Annotated in this window: 12 protein-coding genes; 6 read left to right on the plus strand and 6 right to left on the minus strand. The window is 70.9% G+C overall.

The genetic code is table 11. The annotated features are described in order from the left end of the window. The first annotated feature begins 31 nt into the window (after positions 1-31). Complete coding sequence (locus ACWCSD_RS16835; protein ID WP_449915840.1) at positions 32-844, plus strand: neutral zinc metallopeptidase; 813 nt, start codon at positions 32-34, stop codon at positions 842-844. A 36-nt stretch (positions 845-880) separates the two neighbouring features. Continuing rightward, a complete protein-coding gene (locus ACWCSD_RS16840; RefSeq protein WP_449915843.1) occupies positions 881-1,630 on the plus strand; it encodes a neutral zinc metallopeptidase in 750 nt (249 codons plus the stop codon). Here ACWCSD_RS16840 and ACWCSD_RS16845 read toward each other — a convergent pair. The 5 genes from ACWCSD_RS16845 to ACWCSD_RS16865 all read right to left on the minus strand — a co-directional run bounded on the left by ACWCSD_RS16845 (position 1,627) and on the right by ACWCSD_RS16865 (position 7,426). Further along, positions 1,627-2,832 (minus strand): ROK family transcriptional regulator, encoded by a 1,206-nt coding sequence (locus ACWCSD_RS16845; protein WP_352325906.1) that lies wholly within the window; start codon positions 2,830-2,832, stop codon positions 1,627-1,629. The two genes, ACWCSD_RS16840 and ACWCSD_RS16845, sit on opposite strands and share 4 nt — an antisense overlap. Positions 2,833-2,867: 35 nt before the next feature. Beyond that, positions 2,868-4,130, minus strand: a complete 1,263-nt coding sequence (locus ACWCSD_RS16850; RefSeq protein WP_449915845.1) for a sugar ABC transporter permease — start codon at positions 4,128-4,130, stop codon at positions 2,868-2,870. Further along, positions 4,127-4,891, minus strand: coding sequence for an ATP-binding cassette domain-containing protein (locus ACWCSD_RS16855; RefSeq protein WP_352365555.1), 765 nt, complete (start codon positions 4,889-4,891; stop codon positions 4,127-4,129). The genes ACWCSD_RS16850 and ACWCSD_RS16855 overlap by 4 nt, the downstream gene beginning before the upstream one ends. Before the next feature lie 60 nt (positions 4,892-4,951). Continuing rightward, positions 4,952-6,070, minus strand: coding sequence for a sugar ABC transporter substrate-binding protein (locus tag ACWCSD_RS16860; protein WP_358284711.1), 1,119 nt, complete (start codon positions 6,068-6,070; stop codon positions 4,952-4,954). A gap of 306 nt (positions 6,071-6,376) precedes the next feature. Next, a complete protein-coding gene (locus ACWCSD_RS16865; RefSeq protein WP_397163571.1) occupies positions 6,377-7,426 on the minus strand; it encodes an aldo/keto reductase in 1,050 nt (349 codons plus the stop codon). Between the two features lie 49 nt (positions 7,427-7,475). Here ACWCSD_RS16865 and ACWCSD_RS16870 point away from each other — a divergent pair, with 49 nt between their 5' ends. The 3 genes from ACWCSD_RS16870 to ACWCSD_RS16880 all read left to right on the plus strand — a co-directional run bounded on the left by ACWCSD_RS16870 (position 7,476) and on the right by ACWCSD_RS16880 (position 8,983). Continuing rightward, on the plus strand, positions 7,476-7,871 hold the full coding sequence (locus tag ACWCSD_RS16870) for a MerR family transcriptional regulator (protein ID WP_449915849.1): 396 nt from the start codon (positions 7,476-7,478) through the stop codon (positions 7,869-7,871). 168 nt (positions 7,872-8,039) lie between these two features. After that, the gene (locus ACWCSD_RS16875) at positions 8,040-8,354 is read left to right on the plus strand and encodes a hypothetical protein (protein ID WP_397163568.1); all 315 of its coding nucleotides are present in this window, start codon (positions 8,040-8,042) and stop codon (positions 8,352-8,354) included. 89 nt (positions 8,355-8,443) lie between these two features. Next, the gene (locus ACWCSD_RS16880) at positions 8,444-8,983 is read left to right on the plus strand and encodes a DinB family protein (RefSeq protein ID WP_449915853.1); all 540 of its coding nucleotides are present in this window, start codon (positions 8,444-8,446) and stop codon (positions 8,981-8,983) included. Between the two features lie 9 nt (positions 8,984-8,992). Here ACWCSD_RS16880 and ACWCSD_RS16885 read toward each other — a convergent pair whose 3' ends face one another. Continuing rightward, positions 8,993-9,682 (minus strand): sulfite exporter TauE/SafE family protein, encoded by a 690-nt coding sequence (locus ACWCSD_RS16885; protein ID WP_449915855.1) that lies wholly within the window; start codon positions 9,680-9,682, stop codon positions 8,993-8,995. Positions 9,683-9,903: 221 nt separating this feature from the next. Here ACWCSD_RS16885 and ACWCSD_RS16890 point away from each other — a divergent pair, with 221 nt between their 5' ends. Then, entirely contained in the window at positions 9,904-10,626 is a 723-nt protein-coding gene (locus tag ACWCSD_RS16890; protein ID WP_449915858.1) for a neutral zinc metallopeptidase, read from the plus strand. Positions 10,627-10,680 lie beyond the last annotated feature (54 nt).

Below are 10,680 nucleotides of genomic sequence, written 5' to 3' on the forward strand. Positions count from 1 at the left end.
TTGATCTCTCTCTTTTGTAGTGTGCCTTCCCATGCGTACCCCCCGATTGGCGATCATTGCCGGAGCACTGGCGAGCGTTTTCGTCGCCGGTACGGCCCACGCGGCCGTGGCCGCCCCGGCGAGCAAGCCGGTCCTGACGAAGAACCCGATCTACAAGACCGGCCGCCTCGCGCTCAGGACGTGCGAGGAGCCGCCGGTCCGGTCCGGGACCGAGGACGAGGCTCGGGTCTACTTCGAGGCGGTGCTCGAATGCCTCGACGAGGCCTGGGCCCCCAAGCTCAAGCAGGCGGGCTTCGCCTTCAGCAAGCCGAAGTTCCAGGTGATCACCAAGCTGGGCGCCCCCACGGGCTGCGGCGGCTTCCCGGGGGAGGCGCAGGCGCTGTACTGCCCGGTCAACAAGACGATGACCCTCCTGCTCAGCCCGAACGTCGTGGAGGAGCCGTCGGACCCGGTGCTGATGCTGGTGGTGGCCCACGAGTACGGCCACCACGTCCAGAAGCTCACCGGCATGCTCCGGCACAACAAGCGCGGCGAGTACGTCCTGGACAACCCGAAGAACCTGGAGCCGGTGCGCCGTACCGAGCTGCAGGCCGAGTGCTACGCCGGGGTGTTCATGGGCAGCGTCTGGGACTCGCTGGGCCGTAGCCAGAAGGAGTTCGACTCCCTGCTCAAGGGCACGCACGACCCGGCCGATCTGAGCGCGCTCGGCGTGAAGACGCGCTCCTCGGCCGACCTGAGCCACGGCTCGGACGCCAACGTCGCGTGGTGGCTCAAGCGCGGCTTCACCGGCAAGTCGGCGGGCTCCTGCAACACCTGGGCCGCCCCCAAGGGCAAGGTCAGCTAAGCCAAACTCGTACAAACTCCTCTAAGATCCGCGATCGTGCGCATTCCCCTCATGGCGCTCGCCATGTGCATGATCGCGGTTCTTCTGTCGCCGGCTCCGTCGGCCGCGGCGGGCCGCCCGGCGCGAGGGGGGTTGTCGGCCGCGCCGGTCGTCTCACGGGAACGCCTGGCCTGCGCCGTCCCCGCCATCCGGGCGGGCAGCGCAGCCTCGCTCAAGTCCTTCCACCGGGCCATGGCCAGGTGCGCCGACCGGTTCTGGGCCGGCCGGTTCGCGGCCGCGGGCCTGACCTACACCCCGCCCGAGGTGACCGTCACCACCGGCGCCGACTCGGTCTGCGGCCGGATCACCGCCAACGGCGCGCAGTACTGCCCGGTGCAGCGCACGATCGTCATCCGCGTCATGAAGCACGACCTGGACGACCCGTTCCGGATGAACATCGCGCACTCCGTCGCGCACGAGTGGGGACACCACGTCCAGGAGCTCACCGGCGTGCTGGACGCGCAGAACGCCCTGTACCAGCCCGCCTCCACGGGGGCCCGCACCCTGCTCAGCCACCGGCTGGAGATGCAGGCCGAGTGCTTCGCCGGCGTCTTCTACAGCGCCGCGCTCACCTCGATCAAACCCGACGTCACCTGGCGCGAATGGCTGGACGCCGTCCGCCGGGCGGACTACAGCAAGATCCACGGAGCCCCGCGCAACCTGGCCTACTGGCAGAACCGCGGTTACCGCGACGGCTCCGCCGCCGCCTGCGACACCTGGACGGCCCCCAAGGCCCGGGTGCGCTAGGAGCTAACCCTGGCCAGCACTTCCAGCGGGTCGGCCAGCACGTGGGCGAAGGCCAGCTCGGCCGCCCCGACCAGGGTCACATGGTCGCCGAGCGCCGACGTGCGCAGCCGTACGTGCTCGCGCTGGGGGGCCATGGCGTGCAGCGCCAGCCGGGTGCGGACCTGCGCCGCCGAGCCGAGGTAGACCTCCCGCAACATGCCCCCGAAGATCACCATCTCCGGGTTGAAGATGTTGACCAGGTTCGCCACGCCGAGCCCGAGCCAGTCGCCGACCCGGCTCAGCGCCTCCTGCGCGACGATGTCGCCCCGGTCGGCCGCGTCGACCACGGCGCGGACCGCGTCGCGGCCGTGCTGGCCGGGCCCGAAACGGCCGGCCAGCTCCAGCAGCGCCCGCTCCCCCACCTCGGCCTCCAGACAGCCGTGCGAGCCGCAGGAGCACTCGCGCCCGCCGGGGTTGACGACCATGTGGCCGACCTCGCCGCCGTAGCCGTCGAAGCCGCCGAGCAGGTGGCCGCCGGTGATGATGCCGCCGCCGATGCCCACGTCGCCGTGCAGGCAGATGAGGTCGCGCACGCCCACGCCGAGGCCCCGGCTGTGCTCGGCCAGGGCCGCCAGGTTGGCGTCGTTGCCCACGCTGACCGGCAGCCCGAGGCCCAGCCTGCGGCCCAGCTCCTCGCCGAACGGCACGTCGTGGGCCATCAGATTGGGCCCGAACGTCACCACGCCGTCGCCCTTGCGCACCCCGCCGGACACGGCGGCGGCGGCGCCGACGCACACGGTGTCGTCGCGCGTCTTGCGCCGCATCTGCCTGGCGAACCCCGACAGCACCCCGGCCAGCTCGTCGAGGGCGAACCTGCCCCGGTCGCGGGTGGTCTCCCTGCGGTCGAGGATGACGCCGCCCAGCCCCACCCGCGCCGCCACGAGCCGGTCGGGGCCCACGTCGAAGGCGAACACGTAGACGCGCGCCGACTCCGGGCGCACCACCAGCGAGGGCCGGCCGGCCCGGCCGGTCTCGCGCGGCAGCTCCTCCCGCACCAGCCCGGCGGCGGTGAGGTCGGACGTCAGCGCCATGATGGTGCTGCGGTTGAGCCCCATCTTCGAGGTCAGCTCGGCGCGCGAGATCGGCCCGCCCAGATGGACATGGCGAAGCAGCGCGCCGAGATTGTGGCGCCTGATGTCCTCCTGGGACGGTCCGGCACGCATCGTCTGGGGTTCCTTCAGGGGCTGCGGGTCGCTGATCACCTTAGACCAGCAGCAGCCGCCCGCTTGCGCGCCAGGGCGTCGACGCCCGCGGCGAGCAGCAGGACGCACCCGGTGACCAGGTACTTCACGCTGGCACCGTAGCCCATCAGGCCCATGCCGTTCTCGATCACGGCCACCACGGCGCCGCCGAGCACCGCGTCGAGCACCCGCCCCTTGCCGCCGAACAGGCTGGTGCCGCCGATGACGGCCGCGCCGACCGCGTACAGCAGCACCGAGCTGCCGCCCGTGTTCGGGTCGACCGAGCTGGCTCTGGAGGCGGCCACGATCCCGCCGACCGCGGCCATCGCGGAGCAGATCACGAACGCCGCGATCTTGATGCGGTCGACCGGGATGCCCGCCCGGCGCGCGGCCTCGGTGTTGCCGCCGACCGCGTACAGGTGCCGGCCGAACGCGGTGCGCCGCAGCACCAGCGTCCAGACCACCAGCAGCACGACGATCACCGGCACCACGATCGGCACGCCGGTGAGCGAGACCAGCGCGGGGTTGCGGCTGCGCTCCAGGTTGAGCACGTAAACCGCGAGCCCGCCGAGCAGCGCCAGGGCGCCCACGCGGGCCGCGATCAGCGACAGCGGGCCGGCGACCAGGCCGCGCGCGGACCGGTTCCTGGCCCGCAGGAGCTGCACGGCCGCGAAGCCCGCCACGCACACCGCGTACAGGATCCAGCCGAGCAGCGGCGGCAGGTTCTTGTTGGCGACGGCGACGATCACGCTGTCCCGGACGGAGATGTTCGTGCCCTCGTTGACCAGCACCAGGACCAGGCCCTGGAAGGCCAGGAAGGCGGCCAGCGTGACCACGAACGACGGTATGCCGACCTTGGCCACCAGCGTGCCCAGGACGATGCCGATGAGCACGCCGGTGGCGATGGCGGCCAGGACGCAGACGTACCAGGGCAGGCCGAAGGTGGCCAGCGTGACGGCGAGCACCGCGGCGCAGACGCCGCTGGCGAAGCCGGCCGACAGGTCGATCTCGCCCAGCAGCAGGACGAAGACCAGGCCCATGGCGATGAGCGTGACGTTCGCGCCCTGGGTGAACAGGTTGGCGAAGTTGATCGAGGTGACGAACGCGGGCCGGGCCAGGGCGAAGACCGTGCAGAGCACGATCAGGCCGAGCACGGCGGGCAGCGCGCCCATGTCGCCGCCCCGGACGCGCTCCCAGTACGCCCGCACGCTGTGCGCGATCGACGGGGACTGCGCGGCGGCGACGATGGCCTCGCCCGGGAGTTCCTTGACCTTGCTCATGGGGTGACCCCGTTCTTGAGGCCGAGTTCGCCGCTGCGACCCGAGGTGATCAGTTCGACGACCTGGGCGTGCGTCACGTCGGCGGTCTTGACCTGGGCGGCCATCCTGCCGAGGTAGAGCGCCGCGATCCGGTCGGAGACGGCGAACACGTCGTTCATGTTGTGCGAGATGAGGACGACCGCGAGGCCCGTGTCGGCCAGCCTGCGCACGAGTTCGAGCACCTGCGCCGTCTGGGCCACGCCGAGGGCCGCGGTGGGCTCGTCGAGGATGACGACCTTGCTGTTCCACAACACGGCCTTGGCGATCGCGACGGTCTGCCGCTGGCCGCCGGACAGGCTGGAGACCTGCTGCCTGATGGACTTCACCGTGCGCACGGACAGGCTGCTGAGCGTCTTCTCGGCCAGCTCCTCCATGCTGTCCTCGTCGAGCAGGAAGCCGTTCTTGCGTTCCCTGCCGAGGAACATGTTCTGGACGATGTCGAGGTTGTCGCAGAGCGCCAGGTCCTGGTAGACGATCTCGATGCCGAGCTCGCCCGCGTCCCGGGGGGTGTGGACGGCGACCTGGCGGCCGTCGAAGAGGATCTGGCCCGAATCGATGGGGTAGATGCCGCCGATGCACTTGACCAGCGTCGACTTGCCGGCGCCGTTGTCGCCGACCAGCGCCGTGACCTCGCCGGGGTAGGCGGAGAACTCGACCTCGTGCAGCACCTTCACCGGACCGAAACTCTTGTCGATCCCGCGCACTTCGAGGAGGGGGGTCATGGGGCTCCCTAAAGAGGGGCGCGGCCTCGCGCCGGTGGCACCCGGCCGCGCCCGTCCATGCTATTGAATTCCGGCCTCAGTGCACTTCTTGGCGAAGTCGGCGGTGCAGAGCTCCTCCTTGGTGACGTAACCGTCGGCCACGACGTCCTTGACGTTGTCGAAGGTGATGGCCTGCGGCTCCAGCAGCTCGGAGGGCACGTCCTGACTGGTCTCGGGGTCCTTGACGCTGGCGCTCGCCGTGGGCTTCTCGCCCTTGGCCAGCGCGACGGCGAGCTTGGCCCCGGCGTCGGCCTCCTTCTTGACCGCCTTGTAGACCGTCATGCACTGGTCGCCCGCCAGGATGTTCTGCAGGCCCTGGACGGTGGCGTCCTGGCCGGTGACCGGCACCTTGCCGTTGAGGTTCTGCTTCTTCAGCACGGTGATGGCGGCGTTGCCGAGGCCGTCGTTGGCGGCCAGCACCCCGGCGATCTTCGGCTGCTGGGTGAGCATCTGCTCGAAGATCGTCCCGGCCTGGGTGTTGTCCCAGTCGGGCACGGCCTGGTCGGGGCCCTTGACGTACTCGCCGGCGTCGAACTTGGGCTTGAGCACGCCGTCGTAGCCGTTCTTGAACAGGGTCGCGTTGTTGTCGGTCGGCGAGCCGTTCAGGTAGGCGACGATGGGCTTGTCGGCCTTCTTGTCGGCCAGGCACTTGCTCAGACCCTCGCCCTGGAGCGTGCCGACCTTGGTGTTGTCGAAGCTGACGTAGTAGGCGGCGCCGCCGCCCAGGGTCAGGCGGTCGTAGTCGATGGTGGCCACGCCCTGCGACTTGGCCTTCTCGATGACGGCCTTGCCGCTGCCGCTGTCCAGGTTGACGATCATCAGGACGGTGGCCCCGTTGGTGATCATCTGGTCGGCGATGGTCTGGAACGCCGTCTTGTCGTTCTGGGCGTTCTGGATGTCGTACTGGACGCCGGCGGCCTTGAACGCCTCTTCCAGGTACTTGCGGTCCGCCGTCTCCCAGCGCGCCGACGACTTGCTGTCCGGGAGGATGACGCCGATCTTGCCGGCCTTCGCGGCCTGTGTCGCCGAGGCGGAGGAGGTGGAGGTGGTGCCGGTCTGACCGCTGTCGCCCCCGCAGGCGGTGAGACCGAGGGCGAGCGTCGCCGCCGCGGCGGTCAGGCTGAGGATCCCCTTGCGCATGATGCAGGGTCCTTTCTTCCGGAGGGGCCCGGATGAATGTTGTTTGCGGCAACGTATTCCGCCGCGGCCTGCTTTGGAAGACCCTTCCGTCCGGCAGTTTGTTGTTTCCGGTAACAATCCAGAAACACGAGGACGCGGTTCCGTGACCGGGAGCGGGCCGGCGACGGGAAGCGGCCGACTCCGGGGCGGCCGGGAGCGGCAGAAGCAGCCGGCTTTCAGGGGCCGGGGCCGGTCGGGCGACGTGGCGGGACCGGGGCGGGTGCCGGCCGCCGGAGCTCGTCGCGCGAGCTCCGGCGGACGTCCGGGTCAGCTCGCGGCGCGGTCGCCCAGGTGGCGGCGGCGCAGCGCGGGATCGGTCAGGGGGGCGGGGCTCCAGAGGCCGACCGGGTGGTAGACGTTGGTGCCGGGCGGCACGAGCTCGTCGATCCGGTCCATCACGGCGTCGTCGAGCAACAATGAGGCGCCCTTCAGCGAGCCCTCCAGCTGCTCCATCGTGCGCGGGCCGAGAATGACCGAGGTGACCGCCGGATGCGACGTGACGAAGGCGACGGCCAGGGCCGGCAGGGTGCAGCCGAGCTCGTCCGCCAGCTTCACCAGCTCCTCGACGACCTCCAGCTTGGCCGCGTTGACCGGGATGGACGGGTCGAACCGTTCCGGCGCCCGCGCGGCGCGACCTCGCGACAGGTCGATCTGCTGTCCCTTGCGGTAGCGTCCGGTCAGGAAACCCCAGCCCAGCGGGCTGTAGGTGAGCACGCCCATGCCGAGCCGCTGCGCCGTGGGCAGCACGTCGCCCTCGATGCCGCGGGCCAGGATGTTGTACGGCGGCTGCTCGGTGCGGAACCGGTACAGGCCGCGCTGCCGGGCCACGTGGTAGGCCTCGACCGTCTCGTGCGCCGGGAAGGCCGAGCTGCCGAAGGCGCGGATCTTGCCCTGCCGCACCAGGTCGGTGAGCGCGGAGAGGGTCTCCTCGATGTCGGTCCGGTGGTCGGGGCGGTGGATCTGGTAGAGGTCGATCCAGTCGGTGCGCAGCCGCCTGAGGCTCGCCTCCACCTCGCGGACGATCCAGCGCCGCGAGTTGCCGCCCCGGTTGGGCCCCTCCCCCATCGGGAAGTGCACCTTGGTGGCCAGCACCACCTCGTCTCGCCTGCCCTGCAACGCCTTGCCCACGATCTCCTCCGACTCGCCCGCCGAGTACATGTCGGCGGTGTCGACGAAGTTGATCCCTTGGTCGAGGGCGGCGTGGATGATGCGGATGCTGTCGTCATGGTCGGGGTTGCCGGCCGAGCCGAACATCATGGTGCCGAGGCAGTGGGCGCTGACCTCGATGCCGGTGCCGCCGAGGATGCGATATCTCATGTCCCGGAACCGTAGGTTCTAGAGTCGGCTCTAGGTCAAACTGGGCGACATGGCAGGTTTGAGCATTGGCCAGGTCGCCGAGCGCACCGGGCTCAGCGTGCACACGCTCCGGTTCTACGAGCAGGAGGGCCTGCTGGCCCAGCCCGTACAGCGGGGAGCCACAGGACGCCGGGTCTACAGCGAGGGTGACGTCGACTGGCTCGGCGTGTGCATCCGGCTGCGCGCCTCCGGCATGCCCCTGACCGACATCCGGCGCTACACCGAGCTCGTCAGGGCGGGCCACGGCAACGAGGCAGAACGGCTGGAGGTGCTGCGCGAACATCAGGAACGGGTGCTCGCCCGGATGCGGGAGCTCGACGGCTGCCTCAAGCTGATCACCAACAAGGTGGCGGTCTACGAGGGACGCCTGGGCCTGCGCGACGACATCCCGGAATGCACTCCCTGATCCATCACGGAGAGTAACCATTCGCGGACGACCACATCGGGCGACGCACCTGCCCAGCAGCTCGGCGCATGATTCATGGCGAGATCGAATGTCACCTTACGGTTACTGTGCGTGACGTGTGAGGCGCATGAGGATTGAGGAGCCCTCGAAACGGAAGGAATCCCGCCCATGCGCTTCTCTGCTCGCCTGGCCGCCCTGCCCCTGGTCCTCGCCTCGGCGACCGCGCCGCTCGTCGCGGCCGCCCCCGCCCGGGCCGCGACCGGCCAGGTGGTCGTCTTCCAGGTCGAGACGCTCCCCCTTGAGGTCTACAACGACCCCAGGGGCTGCACGAAGCTACCCCTCGCCGCGCACGTGCTCAACAACCAGACCGATCAGGTCGTCCGCATCTACGGCGACCCGTTCTGCTTCGGGTCGTCCGTCACGGTCCGGCCCGGCCACGGCAGCCACGTCCCGGCGGGGTCGGGCAGCTTCTCAGCCGCCTAGGCGAGCGCCGATCGGCCCCCGCGTCCGCGGGGGCCGTCGTCGCGCGTGGGCGTCCTCCTGGCTTGAACCCGTCGGTAGACTGCCCGCTCATGACCGAATTCGACGAGCAGGGACGCCCGGAACCGCCCTTCATGGGCGACGAGACCGAGACCCTCCTGGGCTTCCTCGACTTCCTGCGGGCCACCCTGGAGTGGAAGTGCTCCGGCCTCGACGCGGCGGGCCTCGGCGCCACCGCCGCCGCCTCCCCGATGACGCTCGGCGGCATGCTCAAGCACCTGGCCTACGTCGAGGACCACTGGTTCTCCCGCCGTCTGCACGGGAACGACCCGCACGCCCCCTGGGACACCGTCGACTGGACGGCCGACCCCGACTGGGACTGGCACTCCGCCGCCCACGACTCCCCCGACGAGCTGCGCGCGCTCTGGCGGGACGCGGTGGCCCGCTCGCGCGCCCTGACCGCCGAGGCGCTGGCCGCGGGCGGCCTCGACCAGCCCGCCCAGCGTCCCTGGCCGGACGGCCGCCGCCCGCACCTGCGCTGGATCCTCGTCCACATGATCGAGGAGTACGCCCGGCACAACGGCCATGCCGACCTCATCCGCGAGTCCGTCGACGGGCAGACCGGCGAGTAGCCCGGCGGATCAGGCCAGCAGGCTCTGCGCGATCAGGGCCAGCGCCGACGCGGTCGCCACGACCAGGACGGCCGTCCGCACCTTGCCGCCGTCCAGGTGGCGGCGCAGCGGCCGGGACGCCAGGAAGCCCAGGATCATCGGCACGATCAGGAGCGCGCCGGTGGCCAGGGCGCGGGCGGGCAGGTGGCCGACGAACGCCAGGATGGCGATCGACTGCGCGGCGCTCAGGAAGAAGAACATCGCCAGGGTGGCCCGGATCTGCGGCCCCTTGGCGCTCTGGTACACCAGCGCCAGGGGCGGGCCGCCGATGCCCGTGGCGGTGCCGGTGATCCCGGACACGAAGCCCGCGCCGGTGATCGTCGCGCCGTTGCGGACGACGCTGACCGTACGCGCGGTGAGCCCGACCGCCAGCAGCACCATCACCCCGACCAGCACGCCGAGCGCCTGGACGGAGACGTACACGACGATGACGGCGCCGACGGCGCTGCCGGGGACCCGGCCCAGCAGCGCGAACCCGAGCCCCCGCCAGTCCACCCGCCGCCACTCGGCGGCCAGCGTGAACAGCGGCAGGGTCATGTTGACCACCTGGATCGCGCCGGGCATCAGGCTGTGGTCGAGCATCGTCAGCACGGGCGCGGCCACCAGCCCCAGCCCGAACCCCACACTCCCCTGCACGACCGCGCCCAGAAAGACCGCCATACTCCCGACAAGCAACACAAATCCCGCATCACTCACGCCGAAAGTCAACCACCCTCACCCAGCGTCACCCCTGATGGACAGCCCCACCGGGCGACCGGGCCACGGGGCGCGGGGGCGGGAGGCGGGGCGCGAGGGCGGGGTGCGAGGGCGGGGTGCGGGGTGCGTTGGCCGGAGTCCGTTGGTCGGGGTGCGGGGGCGGGTGCGTTGGTCGGGGAAGCTCTATGCTGCTCACCGTGCACTCCCCCGCTCCGCGTGCCCTCGTCGCCCTCGTCGCCCTGTCGGTGCTGACGGTCGTCCTTCAGGCCGGGCCCGTGGAGGCCGTCGCGGCGCCGAGGCTCGCCCGGTCGGCCTGCCCCGAGACGCCGATGAGCTCAGGCGGGATCCCCAGGAGCCGCGAATACCTCACCGCGGTTCTGAAGTGCCTGGACAAGTCGTGGTCCGCCCATTTCAGGCGCACCGGCCGGACGTTCCGCAAGCCCGTCGTCCGCTACTACGACGAGCCGGTGCGTGAGGTGTGCGGGTTCGCCTGGCCCGAGCACGCGGCGGCCTTCTACTGCATCGGCCGTGACACCCTCGTCCTCCCGCTGACCGGCGCCTGGATCGAGGACCGCACCGACCTCTACCCGTTCAAGGTCGTCGCCCACGAGTACGGCCACCACGTGCAGAGCCTTCTCGGCGTGCGCAAGGGCGCGCAGAGCCGGCGCTACGAGCTCCAGGCCGACTGCCTGGCCGGCGCGTTCCTGGGCAGCGTGTGGCCGTCGCTGAGCCGTACCCGGCAGGACTGGACGGCGCTGCTCGACGCCACCAGGGCCGCCGGCGACGAGGGCGAGGAGCACAGCCACGGCACGGGCGCCAACCGGGTGCGCTGGCTGGAACGCGGCTACCGGGCGGTCTCGCCGGCGGCCTGCGACACCTGGTCGGCCCCCGCCTCGCAGGTCTCCTGACGGTCGAGGCGGGCCTGCATGCCGTCGAGGATGAGCCGCAGCCCGTCCTCGAAC

It is taken from the genome of Nonomuraea sp. NPDC001684, from assembly GCF_053596515.1.